Source organism: Anaerolineales bacterium, from assembly GCA_019637805.1.
Taxonomy (GTDB): domain Bacteria; phylum Chloroflexota; class Anaerolineae; order Anaerolineales; family UBA11579; genus JAMCZK01.
The window spans coordinates 725,394-746,015 of sequence record JAHBVB010000001.1 but is presented as its reverse complement, the minus strand read 5'-3'; the positions used below and the strand labels follow the sequence as shown (position 1 = coordinate 746,015).

The 20,622-nt window shown below is 62.7% G+C and carries 22 protein-coding genes; 15 read left to right on the top strand and 7 right to left on the bottom strand.

Annotated features, from left to right (window positions below; genetic code table 11):
• Positions 1-5 precede the first annotated feature (5 nt).
• Positions 6-866: a hypothetical protein gene (locus KF885_03650; GenBank protein MBX3048246.1), complete on the bottom strand. Its 861-nt coding sequence runs from the start codon at positions 864-866 to the stop codon at positions 6-8.
• 134 nt (positions 867-1,000) lie between these two features.
• Here KF885_03650 and KF885_03645 point away from each other — a divergent pair, with 134 nt between their 5' ends.
• Positions 1,001-1,606, top strand: a complete 606-nt coding sequence (locus KF885_03645; protein MBX3048245.1) for a deoxynucleoside kinase — start codon at positions 1,001-1,003, stop codon at positions 1,604-1,606.
• A gap of 36 nt (positions 1,607-1,642) precedes the next feature.
• Here the strand turns inward: KF885_03645 and KF885_03640 are convergent, their stop codons facing one another.
• From KF885_03640 to KF885_03620, 5 genes are all read right to left on the bottom strand, one after another.
• Positions 1,643-2,386, bottom strand: a complete 744-nt coding sequence (locus KF885_03640) for a hypothetical protein (GenBank protein MBX3048244.1) — start codon at positions 2,384-2,386, stop codon at positions 1,643-1,645.
• 2 nt (positions 2,387-2,388) lie between these two features.
• The gene (locus KF885_03635; protein MBX3048243.1) at positions 2,389-3,189 is read right to left on the bottom strand and encodes an ABC transporter permease subunit; all 801 of its coding nucleotides are present in this window, start codon (positions 3,187-3,189) and stop codon (positions 2,389-2,391) included.
• Positions 3,186-5,081 carry an ATP-binding cassette domain-containing protein gene (locus KF885_03630; GenBank protein ID MBX3048242.1) on the bottom strand — a complete coding sequence of 632 codons (1,896 nt, stop codon included), beginning with the start codon at positions 5,079-5,081 and terminating at the stop codon, positions 3,186-3,188. The genes KF885_03635 and KF885_03630 overlap by 4 nt, the downstream gene beginning before the upstream one ends.
• A gap of 70 nt (positions 5,082-5,151) precedes the next feature.
• On the bottom strand, positions 5,152-5,556 hold the full coding sequence (locus KF885_03625; protein MBX3048241.1) for a hypothetical protein: 405 nt from the start codon (positions 5,554-5,556) through the stop codon (positions 5,152-5,154).
• Positions 5,553-5,966: a GntR family transcriptional regulator gene (locus KF885_03620; GenBank protein ID MBX3048240.1), complete on the bottom strand. Its 414-nt coding sequence runs from the start codon at positions 5,964-5,966 to the stop codon at positions 5,553-5,555. Before KF885_03620 ends, KF885_03625 begins: the two co-directional genes overlap by 4 nt.
• Positions 5,967-6,080: 114 nt before the next feature.
• Between KF885_03620 and KF885_03615 the strand changes: the two genes are divergently transcribed.
• The 10 genes from KF885_03615 to KF885_03570 all read left to right on the top strand — a co-directional run bounded on the left by KF885_03615 (position 6,081) and on the right by KF885_03570 (position 15,791).
• Positions 6,081-6,599, top strand: coding sequence for an RNA polymerase sigma factor (locus tag KF885_03615; GenBank protein MBX3048239.1), 519 nt, complete (start codon positions 6,081-6,083; stop codon positions 6,597-6,599).
• Complete coding sequence (locus tag KF885_03610; GenBank protein ID MBX3048238.1) at positions 6,592-8,847, top strand: hypothetical protein; 2,256 nt, start codon at positions 6,592-6,594, stop codon at positions 8,845-8,847. Before KF885_03615 ends, KF885_03610 begins: the two co-directional genes overlap by 8 nt.
• A gap of 25 nt (positions 8,848-8,872) precedes the next feature.
• The gene (locus tag KF885_03605) at positions 8,873-9,376 is read left to right on the top strand and encodes a hypothetical protein (protein ID MBX3048237.1); all 504 of its coding nucleotides are present in this window, start codon (positions 8,873-8,875) and stop codon (positions 9,374-9,376) included.
• Positions 9,373-10,218 (top strand): AraC family transcriptional regulator, encoded by an 846-nt coding sequence (locus tag KF885_03600; GenBank protein ID MBX3048236.1) that lies wholly within the window; start codon positions 9,373-9,375, stop codon positions 10,216-10,218. The genes KF885_03605 and KF885_03600 overlap by 4 nt, the downstream gene beginning before the upstream one ends.
• Positions 10,219-10,296: 78 nt before the next feature.
• The gene (locus tag KF885_03595; GenBank protein ID MBX3048235.1) at positions 10,297-10,854 is read left to right on the top strand and encodes a GNAT family N-acetyltransferase; all 558 of its coding nucleotides are present in this window, start codon (positions 10,297-10,299) and stop codon (positions 10,852-10,854) included.
• A 77-nt stretch (positions 10,855-10,931) separates the two neighbouring features.
• Positions 10,932-11,819, top strand: coding sequence for a pyridoxal 5'-phosphate synthase lyase subunit PdxS (gene pdxS / locus KF885_03590; GenBank protein MBX3048234.1), 888 nt, complete (start codon positions 10,932-10,934; stop codon positions 11,817-11,819).
• A 50-nt stretch (positions 11,820-11,869) separates the two neighbouring features.
• Positions 11,870-12,454 (top strand): pyridoxal 5'-phosphate synthase glutaminase subunit PdxT, encoded by a 585-nt coding sequence (gene pdxT, locus KF885_03585; GenBank protein ID MBX3048233.1) that lies wholly within the window; start codon positions 11,870-11,872, stop codon positions 12,452-12,454.
• Positions 12,455-12,517: 63 nt separating this feature from the next.
• Complete coding sequence (locus KF885_03580) at positions 12,518-13,456, top strand: hypothetical protein (GenBank protein ID MBX3048232.1); 939 nt, start codon at positions 12,518-12,520, stop codon at positions 13,454-13,456.
• Positions 13,457-13,467: 11 nt separating this feature from the next.
• Positions 13,468-15,102 carry an AAA family ATPase gene (locus KF885_03575; GenBank protein ID MBX3048231.1) on the top strand — a complete coding sequence of 545 codons (1,635 nt, stop codon included), beginning with the start codon at positions 13,468-13,470 and terminating at the stop codon, positions 15,100-15,102.
• Positions 15,103-15,104: 2 nt separating this feature from the next.
• Entirely contained in the window at positions 15,105-15,791 is a 687-nt protein-coding gene (locus tag KF885_03570; protein ID MBX3048230.1) for an amino acid racemase, read from the top strand.
• Positions 15,792-15,855: 64 nt separating this feature from the next.
• Here KF885_03570 and KF885_03565 read toward each other — a convergent pair whose 3' ends face one another.
• Positions 15,856-16,350: a peptidylprolyl isomerase gene (locus KF885_03565; GenBank protein ID MBX3048229.1), complete on the bottom strand. Its 495-nt coding sequence runs from the start codon at positions 16,348-16,350 to the stop codon at positions 15,856-15,858.
• Between the two features lie 204 nt (positions 16,351-16,554).
• On the opposite strand from KF885_03565, the gene KF885_03560 reads away from it, so the two are divergent.
• The 4 genes from KF885_03560 to KF885_03545 all read left to right on the top strand — a co-directional run bounded on the left by KF885_03560 (position 16,555) and on the right by KF885_03545 (position 20,604).
• The gene (locus KF885_03560; protein MBX3048228.1) at positions 16,555-17,541 is read left to right on the top strand and encodes a trypsin-like peptidase domain-containing protein; all 987 of its coding nucleotides are present in this window, start codon (positions 16,555-16,557) and stop codon (positions 17,539-17,541) included.
• Between the two features lie 75 nt (positions 17,542-17,616).
• Entirely contained in the window at positions 17,617-18,252 is a 636-nt protein-coding gene (locus KF885_03555; GenBank protein MBX3048227.1) for a response regulator transcription factor, read from the top strand.
• A 9-nt stretch (positions 18,253-18,261) separates the two neighbouring features.
• Positions 18,262-18,609: a PPOX class F420-dependent oxidoreductase gene (locus KF885_03550; protein MBX3048226.1), complete on the top strand. Its 348-nt coding sequence runs from the start codon at positions 18,262-18,264 to the stop codon at positions 18,607-18,609.
• A gap of 117 nt (positions 18,610-18,726) precedes the next feature.
• Positions 18,727-20,604: an ABC transporter ATP-binding protein gene (locus KF885_03545; GenBank protein ID MBX3048225.1), complete on the top strand. Its 1,878-nt coding sequence runs from the start codon at positions 18,727-18,729 to the stop codon at positions 20,602-20,604.
• Positions 20,605-20,622 lie beyond the last annotated feature (18 nt).

Here is a 20,622-nt window from a genome sequence, read left to right as displayed (position 1 = left end):
GAGTATTAGCGTAAGTTCCAATATGACAGCTGGTCAATGCTATAGGTGTAGTTGCCAGCCGCGCCGGCATTGACGAACAGGCCAAAGCGGCCGGCGCTGTAGCGACTGTCCTCGATCGAGTCGAGCTCGAAGCCGTTGGCATACAGCACGATCTCACTCCCCACCATCTCCACACCCAGCACGTTGTCCTGGTTGGCGCCGTCGTTGATGTAGTCGGTCTGCGTCCAGGGGATCAGTTCCACCTTGGTGTAGGGGGCGGTGCTGTCCAGGCGGTCTAGGCGGTAGCTGCCGTCGCAGGCGAAGCTGTAGATGTAGCCGCGGCCCGAGTCGCCGGCGCTCTGCGGGCCGCGCAGGATCAAGCCATAGGCCTGCTGGCCGCTGCAGTTGCCGCTGTTGACATGCATCTCGATGAAGAAGTCGCTAGGCGCGGTGGCAGTGAACCACCAGGTGTCCCAACCCACTTGCTTGCCGGTCACGTTCAAGCGGCCATTGCCCAGGGCCAGGCGCAGGTACTGGTCGTCTGGCAGCCCGCTGCCGCTGGCCCAGTTGCGGTTGTCGTCCATGTTGTCTCGCAGGCTGGGCGTGCCGTAGCTGGCGGAGGGGTCAAAGGGCAGCGGTGTGGCCGTCGGCGTGATCGTGGGGGTCTCGCTCGGCTCTGGGGTTTCGCTGGGCGGCGGCGTTTCGGTTGGGGTCTCGCTGGGCGGCGCGGTCGGCGTATCGGTGGGGCTGGCGGCCAGAGTGGGCGTGCTGCTGGGCAGCACGATCTCAGTGGCAGTGGCGGTCGGCTCCACGAAGAAGGGCAGCGGCATGGAGCAGGCGGCCTGGGCCAGGCTCAGGATGAGTACAAAGGGGATCAGTCGTTTCATTGGTCCTCGTTGAGCACACTATAGCATTTTGGCGGCTTTCCTGCAGGCCAAAGCGGCCTTAAACCCGACTGTGAGAGGGTCATCGTGGTATGCTAAAAATCACCATGTATATTGCCATAGAAGGTGTTATCGGAGTGGGCAAGACCACTCTGGCGCGGCTGCTGCAGGATGAATTTCAGGCGGAACTGCAGTTGGAAGTCTTTGAAGAAAATCCTTTCCTCAGCCAGTTTTATTCGGACCGGGCGCGCTACGCCTTCCAGACCCAGATCTTCTTTTTGCTCAGCCGCTACCAGCAGCAAAACCGCGCCGTGCCCGACGCGCTCAAGCGCGGCAAGAACCTGATCGCCGACTATACCTTCGCCAAAGATGCCCTCTTCGCGCGCATCAACCTGCAGGGCAACGAGCTGGATATGTATTACAAGGTGCACGATGCCCTGGCGGAGAAGATCCCGCGCCCCGACTTGGTGGTCTACCTCAGCGCGCGCACGCCGGTGCTGATGCAGCGCATCACCCTGCGTGACCGGCCCTACGAGCGCAACATGGAAGAAGCCTACATCGCCACACTCAATGACGCCTACGAAGACTTCTTCGACAACTATTTCCAGGGCGTGCCCGTGCTGCGCGTGGATACCAATGAGCTCAACATCATCAGCCAGCGCGAGGATTTGGAAAGGGTCATCGGCCTGATCCAGCAATGGTTGGCTGAGGCGCCTCGCCAGACCGAGCTGCCGCTCACGTAAACAAAAAGCGCCGCTGGTATCAGCGGCGCTTTTTGTTTATGTGTCGAAACGGCTGTCGTCTATTTGGCGGCGGCTGCGCTCAGCGGCCTCATCGCCACGGGCGGCTTGCTGGTCCTGACCGCGCCAGCGCGCCTCGGCGGTGGCCAGGTCTGCCGGCTTGGCGCGCCCCACCCAGGCCCATTTGCCGCAGTGCGGGCAGCGCTGCAACCGGCGGGTGATCAGCCGCGGCGCCAGCCAGTGCAGCGCATACGGCAGCTGGCATTGCGGGCAAACCGCCCCGCCCAACAGGCCGTAGCTGCCGTCAAAGGGCTTGCTGCTGACCCGCAGGCTCAAGGCACCTATTAGCAAACTGATCAGCAGAGTAACGCCCAGGATAGGCCCAACGGTGCGCACCAGCATCTGGCGCGATTCTTCTGCGCTCAGCAATACACGCTTTAGCTGGTTGGACTGCAATTGCTCGCCAGAGGTGGTGAAGCCACGCGCTGAGAAGACATGCTCACCCGCCGGGTATTGATTGGTGTTGAACTGGTAGCGGAAAGGCGGCTCGTTCACCGTCGCCATTAACTGGTTGTCGATGTAGAACTCCACCCGGGTCAGCGTCTGCGGCCCTTCGGCGCGCAGGCTGAACAAACCCTCGATTTGATTGTCGAAACCGCCATAGCCAAAATCGCGGCTCATACGCAGTGTCAGCGCCTCGCTTTGTGCCTGGGCCGCGGCCGGGCTGGGCAGCCACAACGCCAGGGCCAGGGCCGCCCAAAAGATTATCGATCGAATTTTCATCTTCACTTCCAACGCGTCAGGATGTTTTCACGCTGAAACAACTGCACCGCAAAGAAGAGCAAGGCCGCATCCACCAGCACCAGGCCGGCGGCCACCCACAGCATAAAGGTCTGGTCGACCACCAACAGACCGAACAGTTGGCCCATGAACAGCGCCGTGATCGGCAAGACCAGCAGAGCGGTGAGCTGTTCGGCGGCGCGCGGCTCACTGACCCGCGAGGAGATCATCACTGCCAGGCTGACCCCGGCCAGAGAGAGCAGCGGGCCGACGGTAAAGATGCCCAGCAACCACAGCGGGCTGAACAGTTGGGCAGCCACTGCTGGGCTGGCCAGGAAGTTTGCGCCGGCGACGAAGATGAAAAAGCTGGAAAATGAGCCCACCACGGCCGGGATGACCGCCGCCAAGGCCTTGCCGGCCAGCAATTCTTCTGTGCTGATCGGTGTGGCCAGCAGCGGTTCCAGAGTGCGCGTATTCTTCTCGCCTACGATGCTGTAGGCGGCGATGGTCACCGGGATAATGGCCGGCATCATCAAAAACAGGATCATGAACTGCTGCAGCAGCAAATACTGCCCGCAATCCACGCCCTGCAGCGTACCGCACAGCTGGGCCATCATCTCAGCGCCCATGCCCATACCCAGCTCGCTTTCCAGGCTGCTCATGTCCGTGGCCCCTTGCAGACCGCTGAGGATGCCGATGGGAATGGCGCTAAAGAGCAGCGGCACGCCGATGGTGGTGTACAGCACAATACGGTTGCGAAAAACTTCGTCCCATTCCTTGCGAATAATGATCCAGATCTTTTTCATGCTGCGCTTCCATTTTCCATGAGCTGCAGATAGACATCTTCCAAACTTTGGCGCATTTCGCCCACGAACTGCACTTGGGCGCCTAAATTGACCAGTTCAGCCACCAATTGAGGGTTGCGCTTCTCTGGGTCATCCAGTTTCACCACCAGCTTGTTCTCCAGGGTTTCCACGCTCTGCACAAAAGGCAGGGCCGCCAGCGCTTTGGCGAAGACCGCCTTGGCCTTGCCCAGGTGAAAGACCACCGAGCGCCCGAACAGCTGGCGGCGCAGGTTGGTAGGCGTGTCCAGGGCCAGCAAGCGGCCGCGCAGCACGCCGATCCGGTCGCACAGGCGGTCGGCTTCGTCCAGGTTGTGCGTGCTGAGGATGATGGTGCGGCCTTCTGCCTTGAGCTCCGAGATGAATTCGCGCACCAGGCGGGAGGCCTCGGGGTCCAGCCCGCTGGTAGGCTCGTCCAGAAAAAGCACCTTGGGCTCGTGCAGCAGCGCCCGGGCAATGGCCAGCTTTTGGCGCATGCCCTTGGAGAAGGTGCCTACCGGGTCATTGCGCCGCCCCCACAAGCCCAGCATGCGCAGGTAGCGCTCTACCTGCTTGTCTACCTTGGGCACCTCGTAGAGTTGGGCGAAGAAGCTCAGGTTGCGCTGGGCGCTGAGCTGCTCGTACATGCCCGGCGTCTCGGTCAGAATGCCGACTTCTTTGCGGATCAGGTTGTCTTCCTCGCCGATGCGGTGGCCGGCCACCCAGGCGTGGCCGCGGGTCGGAGCGATCAGCGCGCTGAGCATGCGGATGGTGGTGGTTTTGCCGGCGCCGTTGGGACCCAACAAGCCAAACACCTGACCGGCGGGGATCTCCACGTTGAGCTCGTCCACTGCCGTGACTGTGCTGAACTGCTTGCCCAGGTTTTCCGTGGCGATCATCGTGCCGCGTTTGGGCGTGCGCGTGGGCGGCGGGTTGGTTTCACGTGAAACAACGGCGGTGTCGTCGCCGCGCCACAGCAGATAAGCGGCCAGCAGCACCCAGGGCAGGCCGCCGATCAAGCCCACAGGCAGCGGGCCAATCAGCGGGTTGGGCTGTGCATCCACGCCAAGAAAAAGTGCGTTGATGCTGGCGATGCCGTTGAGCCCGGCATGGGCGATGACCGCCGGCCACACACTGCGCCCGCGCAGGGTCAGCCAGCCAAACACGACGCCGACTGTGATGCAGAACCAAGTCATCATCAGGATGCCAGTCCAGGGGGCGCCGAAATAGCCGAAGCCGTAGTTGTGCCCCATGGCGATCACCGGGGCGTGCCAGACCCCCCAGATGACGCCCAGCAGCAGCATAGCTTTACGGAAACCCAGCGGCATCAGCTTGTCTTGCAGGTAGGCGCGCCAGCCAAACTCCTCACCAAAAGTGAACAGGCTGTTGATCAACGGGGCCAACACCACCGCCTGCCCCAACTGGATCAGCATAATGGTCCAGACATCAAACGGAATGGCTTGGCCGGTGACCTGGACCGCGTTGTTGAGCAGCTCGGAGAGCATTCCCAGTTCGGGATCGTAGTGATGTGGGAAGACCAAGAAGTAGGCCACGGCGCCCAGCAGGGTCAGGATGGTCGGCAGCAGCCAAGCCAGTGCCGGGGCCTTCCAGCGGCCCTCGCCCAGGTTGAGGTTGAGACCGCTGTTCTTCCAGCCTTCTTTGGTGATCACCCGAGTCAGGATATGGGCGATGGCGGGCGACCACATGTACAGGGTGGCGATCAGCACCAGCGCCAGGCTGATGCCCGTGTTGGGGATCAGTTCCGGGCTGTTGACGATGCCGCCGGTCAGGTGGACGGCCAGGGCGGTCAGCCAGGCCAAGCCGAAGGCAATAAATAAAAACAGGGTGATGCGGCGGGTGTCTAGTGTGGATTTCATGCGACTCCTAAGGTTTCACGTGAAACATACTCCCAGTCTACACCCGGGAGTGTGTTTCGATACGCCGGTGTCAGACCAGCCTCAGCAGGTTGAGCACGACGAAGAACAGGATGAAGAAGGCCAGGATGGCGCCGACCACCCACAGGGCGATCCCGGCTTCGGATATGCCGTAGGTGGTGCGGTAAGGGTCGTACCCCTGCGGGCGACTGGCATCCTGCCGGCGGGCGCCTACTGGGCGGCGGAAACGCACGCGCGACTCGTCGAACTTCTCGAGCAGTTCCCAGTCTCCCTGGCGCTCTTCGGCGATGGCGCGCTGCAGGGCCTGGGGATTGCGGAACTGGTTGATGTGCGAACGCAGGATCTTGAACTCCCATTGGCTCAAGTCTTGTGGGTCGTAGCGGGTCATATCTTCCTCCTCTTGTTGGCGGATGCGGGCGGCTTGGGCCGCCGCGGCGGCAACAGCTGCAGAGCTCATGGCGCTTCCTTGCGGTTGAAGCGGCGCAGGTCGCGCTTCCAACCTTCAAACTGTTTGTTGAAGATGGCCTGGGCCTGGGTGGGAGCAAACCCCAGGCGTTCGGCTTCGTGCAGAAAATGCTCGGCCAGCACGCTCAGTTGCTGGCGGCGCAGGCTTTCTGGGTCGCGCTTGGCCTGGCCGGAGATGAAGGTGCCGCGTCCGCGTTGGGTGGAGATGATGCCCTTTTTGTCCAGCAGGCGGTAGGCTCGCGCCACGGTGTTGAAGTTGACCTCCAGTTCGTTGGCCAACTGGCGTACTGTTGGCAGTTTGTCCCCAGCCTGCAGCTGGCCGGCGTCCAAAGCGGCGCGCACCTGCTCTACGATCTGCAGGTAGACGGGATGGTGGGTGGTCAGATCAACGTGTATCTTCATGTTTGTATCATTGTATATTTGTATTATTGTATATACGCCGGGGGATTTTGTCAAGCATTGGTTGTCCCTTTTGTAGCCTGTTTGACGATTTAATAGATAGAGGCCAACCCACCCATGCCGCCACCAGACCCCGCCATGATCCGCAGCGCTCAACGCGACCGCGCCCAGTTCGCGGCGATCTATGAGTATTACGTCCAGCCCGTGTTCCGCTACCTGTTCAGCCGGGTGAGCAACCGCCAAGATGCCGAAGAGCTCACCGCCCAGACCTTTCTGGCGGCGCTGGAGAGTTTGCCGGGTTATCGACACAGCGGCGCCTTCAGCGCCTGGTTGTTCTCGATTGCCCGGCGCAAAGCCGCCGATCACTTCCGCCGCCAAAGCCGCGCCGGCCACCCCGCTTCGCCGGACGAGGTCGAGCAACTGGCGGCGGTTTCCGCTCAAGGACAGCTTGAACTCGCCGCCCTGATCGCCGGGTTGCCCGCGGCTGAACGCGAATTGCTGCAGTTGCGCTACGTGGCCGACTTGAGCTTCGTTGAGATCGGCGCGCTGCTGGAGCGCAAGCCGGACACAGTCAAGAAGAGCGTCTATCGCTTGCTGGCGCGTTTACAAGCTGAAATGGAGTCCCCCAATGAGTGACCAGCCTGCTGCCTATTTTGAAGAGCAAGTGCGCGCCGCCCTGGCAGCACCGGGGGCGGAGGCCGCCTTTGTGCACCGCCTGCGCCAGCAGTTGCTGGACCAGGCGGCCCACGCGCCGCGCCGCCATGCTGCGCGGCGCGGGCTGGCACTGGGCGCCGCGGCGCTCTTGCTGGCAGTGGTCCTGGCCCTCGGCCCGGGGCGTGTGCTGGCCCAGCAGGTGCTGGACTGGTTGGGCGGATATATCCCCGGTATTGGTTTCGTGCAGACTGAAGGCGGCCTGCGCGTCTTGGAGAGTCCCGTGACGGTTGAGCGCGACGGCATCACCCTGCACGTGGAGCAGGGTGTGATTGATGACGAGCGCACCCGGCTGACGATCTTTTTCGAAGGCATCCGCCCCGATCAGTGGCCTAACGACGAAGCCGATACGGGCTGCCTGCTGAACCCGTATCTGCTTACGCCCGAGGGCGAGCGGTTTGATAGCCACCATGCCAGTGGGGGCGGCGGGCTCAATTGGCGAGAGATCAGCCTGGAAGCAGCCAGCCTGCCGGCAGGCGTGGGGCCGGTCACATTGGTGGCCCCTTGTCTGCCCGGCACCCGGGAGGACAATACCCCTCAGGACTGGCAGGCCTCCCTGAACTTCATCCCGGCCCCGGAAGGCTTTGAGGTGCTCCCGATTGTGCATTTGCCGCACAATCCGCAAGAGACGCCTCCGCCCGCGGACGGAATCCGTCTTTCCGTCAATCAATTGGTGGAGGTCGAAGGCGGCTACCTGTTCCCCGTGTCCTTTTCCTGGGCAGACACGCCGTATGAGTTCGTATCAATTTCTGAGCTTGAACTGCTGGATGCCAAAGGCAGTCGCGTGCTCTTCGAAGTGGACTATCCCAACAATTCCAGTGACTGGGAGAATAAATCAGAAACCTGGAGCATTCGCACCCAGACGACGCAGATCGCTTCACCGCTGACGTTTCGCCTGCAAGCGGTAACCACCCCGCGCCAGCTCAGCACAGAGCAGAGGCCGGTGGTGGAGATTGACCTGGGGGAGAACCCTCAAGATCAGCAGGTCTGGCCGCTCAACCAGACCCTTACCGTCGACGGCTACCGGGTTGAGGTGTTGACAGTGCGCTTTGTGGCCGCCGCGGATGGCAACTTTGGACTGCAGCTGACGATACAACTTGATGAACAGCTGGCCTCCGTCAGCTTTATCGACCCAGACAACCAGAGTCAGATGTTGTTTGGCGGGGGTGGCGGTGGAGCGGATGGGTCCATGACCCAGATGATTGGCTATGACTATGTGCCGCGCGGCCTGCGCCGGATTGAGCTGTCTCATATGGAAGTGGTGGTTGAAGGCCCCTGGGAGACCCAGGTGGATCTGCCCCATGCGGCGCCACAAACCACAACGAGCCAGCCCGAAACCTCTGGCGCTTGTTTTAGCCGCTTGAGCTACCAGCAACGCGCCCAGCAAGTTCCGGCTGAGTGGCTGACCGGTACGGTGCTGGTCCAGGATTTCTCGGCCGGCGGCCCCCTGCCCCAGTTGGTCCTGATTTCGCTGCCGGATGGTCAACGCCGAACCATCGCCACGGGCAGCTCGGCCTTCCTCTCTCCGGATGGCAGCCAGGTGGCTTATGCCCGCGACGGCCTGCGCCTGTTTGATATCGCCAGCGGGCAGGACCGCCTGTTGCCGGCCGGCCAAACCTATCGCCCGCTGGCCTGGTCGCCGGATGGAGCGCAACTGCTGCTGGGCGGCGATGGTTTGGCTGTGCTTAACGCGGATGGCAGCGACTTGCGGACTGTGCCCGGCGATACGCAATATGTTGTGGCGGTGGCTGGCTGGCCTGAGGGCCAGCAGATCGTGGTCAGCCGCCTGACCGCCAATGGCACAGAATTGCAGTCGCTGGAATTGACCAGCGGCGCTGCGCAGAGCTTGCACGTCTTCAATAATGTGAAGGGCGGGTTTCCTGCCCTGTCCTCAGATGGGCGCTATGCTACTTATGGCGAACAGCTCTTCGGCGGCTTCAATTACAGCCTGCATCTGGTCGAGCTGCCCAAGGGAGCCCCACGCGTGCTGGCCGAATCCGACGCGGAGGTTCAATTCTCTGCCGGGGCTTGGATGGATGCTGACTGGCTGCTGATCAACGTGCTGGACGCAAACCTCTCCACCTGGCAGCCGCCTCTGCTACTGAATGTAAATGACTGCAAGGCCTACACGCTGCCGCTGCCAAGCCTGCAGGTGATGGGCTGGGCGCCTTGAGGCAAACCAGCCTATAATTTTGGGCATGCAATTTGACCGGGCCTTCATTGTGGCAACGGTACTGGTGGTACCGCCCACCCTGCTTGGCTTTGCTCCCCACGACGCGGCTGGCTGGTTGCTGGCCCTTGCCGCCGGCCTTGGCCTGACGGCCTTCTTTTACTGGGTGCAACGCCGCATCCAATCCTTGGGGCGCGGCCAGTTGGGCCGTGAGATGGCGTTGGGGGCCTTGCTGCAGCCTCTGGCTGGCGCGGGGTTGGTCAGCAGCCTTATGCTGGGCCAGGTGTTGCTGGGCAGCTTCATCAACCCAGCCCAGGCCGCGGCCATACCCACCGCAGGGCTGGACCCACTGACTGAAGGCCACCGGCCGTTTGCCTTGGCTGCCGACCTGGTGGAACTGGGCGTTGGTGGTTTGGCCGTCTTCGGCGTGTGGGCCCTGAGCGTCTGCGGCCTGTCAATCCTCGCCTTGTTGTTTGCCCTGCTGTATCCACCACTGCGCAATTGGCTGGGTCGCCCAACCCAAACGCCATGACCATCGCTCACCTGGGTGGCGCAAAAGCTCCTGGCCCGCCGCTGGACGCCTATGTCGAGACGCTGTGGTATCAAAATATCCCCATCTACCAGGCGCGCGAGATCATTCTGCCCAGCCCCTATATCGAACTAATCTTCAACTTTGGCCGGCCTCACCGAGTGTATGAAGGAGCGGACCTGCAGGCCCATGAAGAGCATTCCGTCGCTTGGCTGGCCGGACCGCAGAGCCGCTACATCACGATTGAATCGCAAACCAGCCACATGGTCGGGGCGCGGCTGAAGCCGGGCGGCGCGGCGGCCCTCTTCCCGCAGGCGGTAAGCAGCTTCGCCGACCGCGTCGTGCCCCTGGCCGAGATCATCGGCGTCCAGAAAACCTCCCAACTGCACGCCAGCTTGTCAGCTGCCGGCCCGCTGCGCTTTACCCTTCTGGAAGACTTCCTGCGTGCCCAACTCGACCCGCGGCGCCGCGGCCTGGCTCTGGTCTTGGCCGCAGTCGCCCGCATGCAGGCGGCCGGCGGCAACATTAACCTGGCCGCGCTCAGCGCCGATTTGAACGTCAGTCACAAACACCTTATCCAGCAGTTCACTGTCTTGGTCGGCCTGCGGCCCAAGCAGTTCGCCCGTGTGCTGCGTTTTGCCGCATTGCTGCCCAGCTTAGGCATGCAGGGCACACCCGACTGGGCCGCCTTGGCGCAGATGGCGGGATACCATGACCAGGCGCATTTCAATCGAGAATTCCAGCGCTTTGCCGGGTTGACGCCCCGCCAATACATCCAGCGGCGCCAGGCCTATCGAGAGGCCTATGACCTGGATGGGGATACGCGCTTCGTCCCATTGGGTTGATCTGCCCGATTCCGGCGACTATTGTGAGGCCGGCCCAAAGAGTAGAATCAGCGTCCTCCACTCCAGGAAGGAGCTAGCATGCAGCAGCCCTCACTCACTTTTCGCGAAGTAACCCAGGCCAATTGGGCGGATATGGCCGCTCTGTTCGAAAGCAAGGGCGCACCTGGCTACTGCTGGTGCATGGCTTGGCGGCCGCTGGCCGGTGACCGCAACAAGGCCAGCAATGCGCAGCGCAAGCAAGCCTTGCAGAGCATGGTGCAGGCGGGGACGCCGGTAGGGATCCTGGCTTACCATGGAGACAAAGCGGTGGCCTGGTGCTCGATCGCTCCGCGCCCCAGCCACAACGCGCTGGGCGGCCCGGACTATGCGGGCGTAGCCGCGGACCAGGTCTGGTCGCTGACCTGCTTCTATGTGCCGCGCGCCTTGCGCGGCGAGGGCCTAATGAAACAACTACTGCAGCAGGCCACCGAGACAGCGCGCCGGCGCGGGGCGCGTATCGTGGAGGCCTACCCGGTGGACCCGGATTCGCCCAGCTATCGTTTCATGGGCTTTGTGCCCACTTTTGAACAGGCGGGCTTCATCGAAACCGGCCGGGCGGGCAGCCGCCGGCATGTGATGCATTTGCGTCTGAGCTAGTAGCCGCAGCGCGCACAGTTCGATAACCCCGCATGGTAGAATTTTTTTTGCGAAATACGTCCCCTCCCGGAGCTGTGATGGAAACCCAAGTAGCCACTTTTGAAGTCAAGGCCGGACTGGCCCAGATGTTGAAAGGCGGCGTGATCATGGATGTGGTCACCGCTGAGCAAGCCAAGATCGCTGAGAACGCCGGCGCCTGCGCCGTGATGGCTTTGGAGCGCGTCCCCGCCGACATTCGCGCCCACGGTGGTGTGGCGCGCATGAGCGACCCCGGCCTGATCGAAGACATCATGGCCGCGGTCAGCATCCCGGTGATGGCCAAGGTGCGCATCGGCCACTTCGTCGAGGCGCAGATCCTGGAATATCTGGGCGTGGACTACGTGGATGAATCCGAGGTGCTCACCCCGGCCGACGAGGCCCATCACATCAACAAACATGACTTCAAGATTCCCTTCGTGTGCGGCTGCCGCAACTTGGGCGAAGCCCTGCGCCGTATCGGTGAAGGCGCGGCGATGATCCGCACCAAAGGCGAAGCCGGCACCGGGGATGTGGTCGAAGCCGTGCGCCATGCGCGCACCGTGTTGGGCGAGATTCGCCGCCTGCAGACCATGGCGGATGAAGAGTTGTACACCTATGCCAAAGACATCCAAGCGCCCTATACCCTGGTCAAGCAGACCCAGGAACTGGGCCGCCTGCCGGTGGTCAACTTCGCCGCCGGCGGCCTCGCCACCCCGGCCGACGCGGCGCTGATGATGCAGCTGGGCGTGGACGGCGTGTTCGTTGGCTCCGGCATCTTCAAGTCCGGCGACCCGGCCAAGCGCGCCGAGGCGATCGTCAAAGCCACCACCCACTACAAGAATCCTGAGATCCTGGCGGAAGTCAGCCGCAACCTGGGCGAGCCGATGGTCGGCCGCCAGGTGACCGATATTCCACAAGAAGAGTTGCTCGCCAAGCGCGGCTGGTAAGTCCAACCAATCACCAGTTGATGTAACTGGGAATTTTGAAGGCTCCTTCTATGCACATCGGTGTCCTCGCCCTGCAGGGCGACTTTGCTGAGCATTTGGCCGCCCTGGCCCGTCTGGGTGTGGCCACCCGCGAGGTGCGCCTGCCGGCTGAGCTCGACGGCCTGGATGGGCTGATCATCCCCGGCGGCGAGTCGACCACCATCGGCAAGCTGGCGGTGGACTTCGGTCTGGTTGAGCCGTTGCGGGCTTTCGGCCGCGAGAAGGCCATCTGGGGCACCTGCGCCGGAGCCATCTTCCTTTCCAAGGATGCTCGCCGACAGCAACCCCTGCTGAGTCTGATGGACATCACTGTGGAGCGCAACGCCTTTGGCCGCCAGGTGCAAAGCTTTGAGGCTGACCTGCACATCCCGGCCCTCAAGGAAGTCGACCCCAGCGATGCGCCCCTGCATGTGGTTTTCATCCGCGCCCCGCTCATTGAGCAGATCTCAGGTGACGCCGAGGTGCTGTGCGCTCTGGCTGACGGGCGCATTGTGGCAGCCAAACAGGGCCGCCTGTTGGCCACCTCGTTCCATCCGGAGATCAGTGGCGACGACCGCTTCCATAAATACTTCCTGCGGCTGGCCGAACGCGCATAAGAATTACATAATCTTTACAAATGCGCCCACGCGGCCGCCAAGGCGCTGTTGTAGAATAGTTGCGTGGTAAGCGCTTTTACAATTACAAAGTATGTCCAGTTCCGCCAGGCGACCCGGCGGGCCGTGTTCCTCAACAGTCAAGTTTTACATACACGCGGCACCCGCTCTCTGTCCCTGGGCGCGCTGTTCTCCCCATTGTCTCCGCTTACCGGCATTTATACCTATGCTTGCGAAAGAGCCGGCCAGGGTTCCTCTCTGTTCGCCCAGGTCTACCATCCCGAAGGATCGGGAGCGGCTTACTGCCTGTTCCTGGCGCCGGCCAGGGCCATCAACGCCGCAGGCGTGGCGCAGCTGCTGGATGACATCATCGCCGACCTGGGCAATCAGGGTGTGCACCACCTGGTGGCCGAGGTGGATGAGCAGCACCAGGTGGTGACCCTGCTGCGCAAGAATGGCTTCAGCATCTATACCCGCCAGCAGGTGTGGCGCGTCACCCAGGACCCGGCCCCGCGGGCGCAGGCCAGCTGGCGGCCAATGGAAGCGCGCGACCATCTGACCGCCGACCTCCTGCACAAGGCCGTGGTTCCCGGCCAGGTGCTGCAGATGGAACTGCAGCCGCGCCACCAGCGCGAGAGCTTTGCTTATTACCGCCAGGGCGAAATGCTGGCCTTCGCAGAAGTCGAACCTGGCTCCAGAGGCCTGTGGGTGCAGCCTTTCGTGCACCCGGATGCGGTGCCCTTTGAACAGCCTCTGGCGGAGCTGCTTTCCCACCTGGGCCCGGCGCCGCGCAAACCCGTCTATGTGGTCTTGCGCGCCTACCAGGACTGGCTGCAGAGCGCTCTGCAAGATTTAGGCGGCCGCCCCGGGCCGCGGCAGGTGGTTATGGTGCGCCGCACCAGCTTGCCGCTGCCTGTAGAAGACCCCTTGCTGCGCCTGGCCCTGTCCGGCCGGCCAGACCCCAGCGCACCAATCCGGGCCCGGCAAACGTTTTACGAGAACTAATGGACGTTTTTATGACACGACGAGAAATCACAGACGATCTGGACGCCCTGCTTTCCGCCCTGCCTAAAGATATTGAGCGGGCGGTGCGCGAGCGCAATCACACCGCCGATCTACTGGAAGTGATCCTGGACCTGGGGCGCATGCCCACCGTGCGCACGTCCAGCGAAGAAGCTGTGGTGCTGGAGCGCGAGATCACCCATGAGGACATCGCTCATGTGGTTCAAGGTCTGGGCGATTTTGACGAGGACAACCGCGCCGGCATCGAGCGCACCCTGCACCGCATCTCCGGCATTCGCAACCGCCGCGGCGACGTCGTCGGCCTGACGCTGCGCGTTGGCCGCGCCGTCTTCGGCACCTTTGACATCATCAAAGATCTGATCGAAGATGGAAAAAGCCTGCTGCTGCTGGGCCGCCCCGGTGTGGGCAAGACCACCCTGCTGCGTGAAGCGGCGCGCTATTTGGCTGAGGGCAAGCGCGTGGTGATCGTCGACACGTCCAACGAGATCGGCGGCGACGGCGACGTGCCGCACCCGGCGGTGGGCCGCGCCCGCCGCATGCAGGTGGCCACGCCCTCACGCCAGCACGAAGTCATGATTGAAGCCGTGGAAAACCACAACCCGGAGGTGATCGTCATCGACGAGATCGGCCGTGAGCTGGAAGCTATGGCCGCCCGAACCATCGCCGAGCGCGGTGTGCAGTTGATCGGTACAGCCCATGGCAATTCACTCGAAAATCTGATGCTCAACCCGACCTTGTCCGACCTGGTCGGCGGTATCGAATCCGTCACCCTTTCCGACGAAGAAGCCCGCCGCCGCGGCACCCAGAAGACCGTGCTGGAACGCCGCTCGCCGCCCACGTTTGACGTGCTGGTGGAGATCCAACACCGCAACACCCTGGCGGTGCACCGCGATGTGGCCGCCGCGGTGGATGCCTTGCTGCGCGGCTATCCGCTTTCGCCGGAGCTGCGCACCCGCGGCGAAAATGGCGAAGTCCACATCCAGGCCGGCATGGCCCCGCCGCGCCAACCGGCGCGCGGCAACAGCAATGGCGGCTCCTCCGGCCCGCGGCGCAGCGAAGCGGCGCCTATAGCGTCGGAGCAGGCCTATGCCCGCCGCCCGGCAGGCGAACAGGCCGAGCTGGACATGGAATTGCCGCCGCGGCGCAGTTCAGCCACCAACCTTAAACCCGTGCGCATTTATCCTTATGGCGTGGCCCGCAACCGCCTGGCGAACGCCGCCAAGCGCCTGGGTTTGCCGGTGGTGCCGGTCAACGAAGCGGGCGAGGCAGACGTGCTGGTCACGCTGCGCTCGTATTACCGTAAGCGCCAGCGCGCCATCGTGGATGCCGAGCAGCGCGGCACGCCGGTGTATGTGCTGCGCGCCAACACCATCACCCAAATGGAGCGCTTCCTGAGCGGCCTGTTCGACCTGCCCGGCGCGGCAGAAGAAGAGGCCAGCGTGGAGGACCAGATGCAATCCACGCAGCAGGCGATCAATGCGGTCCTTAACGGTGAACGCTGGGTGGAATTGGCCCCGGCCAGTTCGTATGTACGCAGGCTGCAACACGCCCTGGCGCAGCAGTCCAATCTGGTCTCGCACTCCTACGGCAAAGAGCCCAACCGGCGCGTGCGCATCTTCCGCGAATAACCATGAGCAAACACATTGGCATTGTCGGCGTCTCCTATGAAGGCGCTGCCTTGTGTTATCGCACCATCTGCCAGGAGGGCAAGGACTGGCTGGGGATGTACGAACACCCCCAAGTGACGATGCACACCTTCAACATGAATGATTACAAGAAGCCCTCGGACGCTGAGAACTGGGCTCAAGTGGGCGAATTGCTGCTGGCCTCTGCCCAGATCCTGGCCAATGCCGGGGCAGACTTTGTGATTTGCCCGGACAATACCGTGCATGTCTCGCTCGATCCGCTCTTGGCGCGTTCCCCGCTGCCCTGGCTGCACATCGCCGAAGAGGTGGCCGCTGCAGCCGCTCTGGCGGGCTATCGCCGGCTCGGCATCCTCGGCACTCAGCCGCTGATGGAAGGCCCGGTGTACCCCAGCCGGCTGGAGCCGGTGGGTTTGCAGTGGCGCACGCCGGACCTCCCGGCCCGCCAGAGCGTCCATCAATACATTGTCGAAGAGCTGATCTACGGCACCGTGCTGCCGGAGACGCGAGCCTACTTCCAGGGCTTGATTCAAGAATTCGCCGAGGCGGGTTGTGATGCCGTGGTGCTGGGCTGCACCGAGATCCCGCTGCTGATCAACCCCGAAGATTCGGTACTGCCCACGCTCGATTCGACCCGCCTGCTGGCGCGGGCCGCCCTGCAAGCCGCGCTCTGACAGGATATAAAAAGGGCGGGTCGTTAGACCCGCCCTAGGCATTCCCGGCACGCAGTGTGTGTGCTTAGTGGTGGTGATGGTCGCCGTGGGAGTGCACGTGTCCGTGGGCGATCTCTTCAGCGGTGGCGGGGCGCACGTCGACGACCTTGATCTCGAAGTGCAGTTCCTTGCCCGCCAGCGGGTGGTTGAAGTCCATGGTCACGCTCTCGTCGCCAATGGCGACGATGCGCCCATACAGGTCATTGCCTTCCGCGTCTTTGAGCTCCAGTTCCATATCCATTTCCGGGGTGACGTCTTCCGGGAACTCGCTCAGCGGCACTTCGTCAAAGGCGTCCTCATCGACTGCGCCATAGCCTTCCTCGGCCGAGACGCTGACTGTCTTGCTCTCGCCGACTTTCATGCCGTCCAGCTGGCTCTCCAGCCCGCTGATAATGTTGCGGTGGCCCTGCAGGAATTCGATCGCATCCTGCTCGTCGGCCATATCAATGATTTCGCCGTCCACGGTCAGGGTGTAAGCCAGTTTGACCACGGTGTCTTTCGCCACAATATTGTCTGCCATTGTCAATCCTTTCGTGCGCCTGAAGCGCCAAGAGGGCGATTCTATCAGCCCTTCGTCCACTGGCCATCGCAGTGATTTGGATGCTGACATTCTACGCTAGCCATTTGTCCAAGGCCACCTACCCGAATGGCGGATGCCTCAAATTATCGAAAGCTATAAACTGATATTGAAACGCAACCCCATCTGTTAGTCTTAAGGAGGACTATGTCAAAGAATACTGAGTTACACACCTTGTCCAATGCCCTGAGCGCCGCAGTAGAAGCGGCCGGGGCTTCCGTGGTCAGCGTGGCTGCCCGCCGGCGTATCCCCGCCAGCGGCGTGGTCATTCGCCCCGGGATCGTCCTGACCGCCAGCCATGTGGTGCAGGAAGACGAAATCCGCGTGACCCTGCCCGGCGGCCAGGAACTGGCCGCCGAGCTGCTGGGCCGCGACCCAGGCAGTGACCTGGCCGTGCTGAAGCTGGCCGAAGAAACCGGCCAACCGGCGCAAACTGCCGCCGCCCAGGTGGGCCAGCTGGCCTTGGCGCTGGGCCGGCCGGGCAGCAGCGTACAAGCCAGCCTGGGCATCGTCAGCGCGGCAGGCGGCCCGGTGCCGTTGCGCCGCGGCGGCGTGCTGCAGGCCTACCTGCGCACAGATGCAGTACCTTACCCCGGTTTCTCCGGCGGCCCGTTGGTGGACGTCGAAGGCCGCGTCCTGGGCATCAACACCTCAGGCTTGGGTTGGGGCGCCGGTCTGACCATCCCGGCCGAACAGGCCTGGCAAATCGCCGCCTCCATTGAGGAGCACGGCGGCATCAAGCGCGGTTTCCTGGGTTTGCGCAGCCAACTGGTGGAGCTTTCCACTGAGGCGCGCAAGGCGCTGGGCCGTGAACAAGCGGCTGGTTTGCTGGTCATCAATGTCGAGGATGAGAGCCCGGCGGCGGCCGCCGGCCTGATCGTGGGCGACGTGCTCACTGGTCTGGGCGGCCAACCCGTGGAGGACCACGACGACCTGATGCTGCATCTCAACCAGACCGCCGGACAGGCCAGCGCACTGGATGTGCTGCGCGGCGGCCAGCCGCAATCCCTGCCCGTCACCGTGGGTGAGCAGGTCTGGGAAGGCAAGCATCGCCGTCGCGGCCGCCGCTTTGGCTTCGGCGAGCATCGTCACGGGCATCACGAGAATAAGCATGGCCGGGGGCGCAAGCGCTAATGCGCTCCCTTGGCCGGCGCTTCCCCACTTTGACCCTATCCCTCAGCCATCAGGGGCAGGAGGCCCTGTCCTCTGATGGCTGAGGCGTCAGCCGCCATCCGGGTCGCCATTCTGGCGCCCACCCCGGCGCTGCGCAGCGGTTTGCGCGCCCTGCTGGCCGCCGGCGAAGAGATGGATATCTTCGCCGAGGCGGCCGTGGCCGAGCAACTGTCGCTGGTAGACGATGTGGATGTGCTGGTGCTGTCTGGCGGTGAGAACGCCCTGCCAGACCTGCGGCCCTGGCTGGAAGAGTTGGAGACGCCTGCTGGTCTGGTAATGCTCAGCGAGGAGCCCCGCGCGGCCCGCAGCCTGGCAAGCCTGCCGCTCCGGGCCTGGGGCATACTCTCCGCCGAAGCCAGCGAAGAGGAATTGCTGGCCGCCGTGCAGGCCGTGCATCACGGTCTGCTGGCCGGTGCGCCGCAATTCCTGCAGCCGCTGCTGGGGACGCCGCCCGAGGCGGACGAAGACCTGATCGAGGAGCTGAGCGAACGTGAGGGTCAGGTGCTGCAGCTTCTCGCTGAAGGCTTGCCTAACAAGCAAATTGCGCTGGAACTGGGCATCAGCGAACACACCGCCAAGTTCCACGTCTCGGCGATCTATGCCAAGCTGGGCGTCACCAACCGGACAGAGGCGCTGCGGCGCGGAGCGCGCCTGGGCTTGATCACTCTCTAAGGAGCAGGCATGTTTACCCAAACCGAACTGGAGTACATTCGTTCGCAGAAGCTGGCCCGCATTGGCACCGCCTCTGCGGAAGGCCGCCCGGACGTGGCGGCAGTGGCCTTCGACTTCGATGGGGAATACTTTTACATCAGCGGTTACGTTAACCAACGCACGCACAAGTACCGCAACACCAAGGCCAACCCGCGCGCTTCGCTGGTTATCGACGATCTGGCCAGTGAGCGGCCCTGGAAGCCGCGCGGCATCAAGCTGTTCGCCTCAGTAGACTTTGTGCAGCGCAGCGGCTATGTTGGCGAGAAGGAATACCTGCGTCTGAAGCCTTTGCGCAAGCATGCCTGGGGTTTGGACTAGCGCGTTCTGTCGCGTGCGCTCCGCTGAGTGTTTGTTGTGCATTGTTGGTTTATCCATAGGAGGAATACATTTGAATATAAAAACGAACCTTAATCATTGTCGCATGGGGGCTTACTAATGTACGGCATGCGCCGCATGCTGCGCTACGAGGATGTGCCCGGCGGCACCAAGCTGGACCGGGAACTGTTGCGCCGCGTCTGGGGTTACGCCAAACCATACCTGGGACGCCTGTCCTGGATGCTGGTGGCGATCGTGCTGGTCTCGCTGATCGAGCTGGTGCCGCCGCTGCTGTACCGGGACTTGTTCGATACGGTATTGCCCAACCAGGATTACAACCGCCTGACCCTCCTGGGCTTGCTCATGCTGGCTGTGCCTTTGCTGAGCAGCGTGATCGGTCTCGGCCAGCGCTACCTCAGCGCCCAGATCGGCGAGGGTGTCATCTTCGACCTGCGCCAGGGCATGTACGACCACCTGCAACGCATGGGTCTGCGCTTTTTTACCAATACCAAATCTGGTGTGATCATCTCGCGCTTTGAAGAAGACGTAGTCGGCGCGCAAAATGCCATTACAGGCACGCTGCCCAGCCTGCTGACCAACGGCGTCACCTTGCTCAGTACCCTGGCGGTCATGCTGGCCATCGAGTGGCGCCTGACCTTGATGGCGATTGTGGCCGTGCCGCTCTTTCTGCTGCCCGCCCGCCGGGTAAGCCGCATTTTGCGCGACATTCGCCGCCAGGCGATGGACTACAACGCCCAAATGTCCACCATCGTGGGCGAGACACTCAGCATCAGCGGCGCGCTGCTTTCCAAGACCTTTGGCCGCCAACCGGAGGAGCGCGAGCGCTATCGCCAGAACAATGAGAATGTGCGCAGCACCGGTCTGCGCCGCGCCTTGATCGGCCGCTTGTTCTCCATGTGGTTGGAACTGGCCGGCACGATCGGCATGGTGCTCATCTTCTGGGGCGGCGGCTATTTCGTGCTGCAGGGCACCATCAGCTCCGGCAGCATTGTTGCCTTCGTCGCCTACATTTTCAGCTTGTACGGGCCGATCGCCTCGCTTTCCAACCTGCAGGTGGAATTCGCCACCTCGATGGTCAGCTTTGAGCGCGTCTTTGAATTTTTGGATATGCCGATCGAGATCCAAGACAAGCCCAACGCGATCACGCCGGCCAGTGTGAAGGGCGATATTCGTTTTGAGAATGTCTCTTTCAGCTATCTGGACGAGAAAGAAATCGCCAAACTGGACGAGCGTGGTCAAGACGACAATCAAGTCGTGGTGCCTACCCGCAGCCAGGCGCTTCGCGATATCAGCTTTCACATCCGGCCCGGGCAGTTGGCCGCTCTGGTTGGCCCCAGTGGCGCGGGCAAAACCACGGCCACTTATCTGCTGCCGCGCCTCTATGACCCAAACCAGGGCCGTATTCTGCTGGACGGCAATGACCTGCGCGATCTGAAGCAGGAATGGCTGGCGCACCAGATCGGCGTGGTCACGCAGGAGAGCTACCTGTTCCACGACACAGTACGTGCTAACCTGCTTTACGCCCGCCCGGAGGCGACCCAGGCCGATCTGGAAACCGCTGCCAGGGCTGCCAACATTCACGACATGATCGCCGGCCTGCCCAACGGCTACGACACCATCGTGGGTGAGCGCGGCTACCGCATGAGTGGCGGCGAAAAGCAACGCCTCTCCATTGCCCGCGTGATTCTCAAGGACCCGCGCATCCTCATTCTGGACGAGGCCACCTCGCACCTCGACTCGCAGTCCGAGGCGCTGATCCAGGCCGCGCTGGAACCGCTGATGCGCGGCCGCACCAGTCTGGTCATCGCCCACCGCTTGTCCACCATCCTGGCGGCGGATGTCATCCTGGTGCTCAAGGACGGCCGCCTGGTGGAGCAGGGCACCCACGCCGAGCTGCTGGCTCTGGATGGCCTGTACGCTGATCTCTACGAGACCCAGTTCCGCCATACCCAAACAGAACAGACGCCTGCCGTTTAGGCAGGCGTCTGCCTTGCG

Excerpts from the sequence above, each read along its gene's own strand:
- KF885_03630 (MBX3048242.1), bottom strand. The coding sequence starts at position 5,081 with ATGAAATCCACACTAGACACCCGCCGCATCACCCTGTTTTTATTTATT.
- KF885_03575 (MBX3048231.1), top strand. The coding sequence starts at position 13,468 with ATGACACGACGAGAAATCACAGACGATCTGGACGCCCTGCTTTCCGCC.
- KF885_03600 (MBX3048236.1), top strand. The coding sequence starts at position 9,373 with ATGACCATCGCTCACCTGGGTGGCGCAAAAGCTCCTGGCCCGCCGCTG.
- KF885_03625 (MBX3048241.1), bottom strand. The coding sequence starts at position 5,556 with ATGAGCTCTGCAGCTGTTGCCGCCGCGGCGGCCCAAGCCGCCCGCATC.
- KF885_03615 (MBX3048239.1), top strand. The coding sequence starts at position 6,081 with ATGCCGCCACCAGACCCCGCCATGATCCGCAGCGCTCAACGCGACCGC.
- pdxT (MBX3048233.1), top strand. The coding sequence starts at position 11,870 with ATGCACATCGGTGTCCTCGCCCTGCAGGGCGACTTTGCTGAGCATTTG.
- KF885_03545 (MBX3048225.1), top strand. The coding sequence starts at position 18,727 with ATGTACGGCATGCGCCGCATGCTGCGCTACGAGGATGTGCCCGGCGGC.
- KF885_03610 (MBX3048238.1), top strand. The coding sequence starts at position 6,592 with ATGAGTGACCAGCCTGCTGCCTATTTTGAAGAGCAAGTGCGCGCCGCC.
- KF885_03605 (MBX3048237.1), top strand. The coding sequence starts at position 8,873 with ATGCAATTTGACCGGGCCTTCATTGTGGCAACGGTACTGGTGGTACCG.
- pdxS (MBX3048234.1), top strand. The coding sequence starts at position 10,932 with ATGGAAACCCAAGTAGCCACTTTTGAAGTCAAGGCCGGACTGGCCCAG.
- KF885_03620 (MBX3048240.1), bottom strand. The coding sequence starts at position 5,966 with ATGAAGATACACGTTGATCTGACCACCCACCATCCCGTCTACCTGCAG.
- KF885_03635 (MBX3048243.1), bottom strand. The coding sequence starts at position 3,189 with ATGAAAAAGATCTGGATCATTATTCGCAAGGAATGGGACGAAGTTTTT.
- KF885_03640 (MBX3048244.1), bottom strand. The coding sequence starts at position 2,386 with ATGAAAATTCGATCGATAATCTTTTGGGCGGCCCTGGCCCTGGCGTTG.
- KF885_03555 (MBX3048227.1), top strand. The coding sequence starts at position 17,617 with ATGGCTGAGGCGTCAGCCGCCATCCGGGTCGCCATTCTGGCGCCCACC.
- KF885_03595 (MBX3048235.1), top strand. The coding sequence starts at position 10,297 with ATGCAGCAGCCCTCACTCACTTTTCGCGAAGTAACCCAGGCCAATTGG.
- KF885_03565 (MBX3048229.1), bottom strand. The coding sequence starts at position 16,350 with ATGGCAGACAATATTGTGGCGAAAGACACCGTGGTCAAACTGGCTTAC.
- KF885_03560 (MBX3048228.1), top strand. The coding sequence starts at position 16,555 with ATGTCAAAGAATACTGAGTTACACACCTTGTCCAATGCCCTGAGCGCC.
- KF885_03650 (MBX3048246.1), bottom strand. The coding sequence starts at position 866 with ATGAAACGACTGATCCCCTTTGTACTCATCCTGAGCCTGGCCCAGGCC.
- KF885_03570 (MBX3048230.1), top strand. The coding sequence starts at position 15,105 with ATGAGCAAACACATTGGCATTGTCGGCGTCTCCTATGAAGGCGCTGCC.
- KF885_03550 (MBX3048226.1), top strand. The coding sequence starts at position 18,262 with ATGTTTACCCAAACCGAACTGGAGTACATTCGTTCGCAGAAGCTGGCC.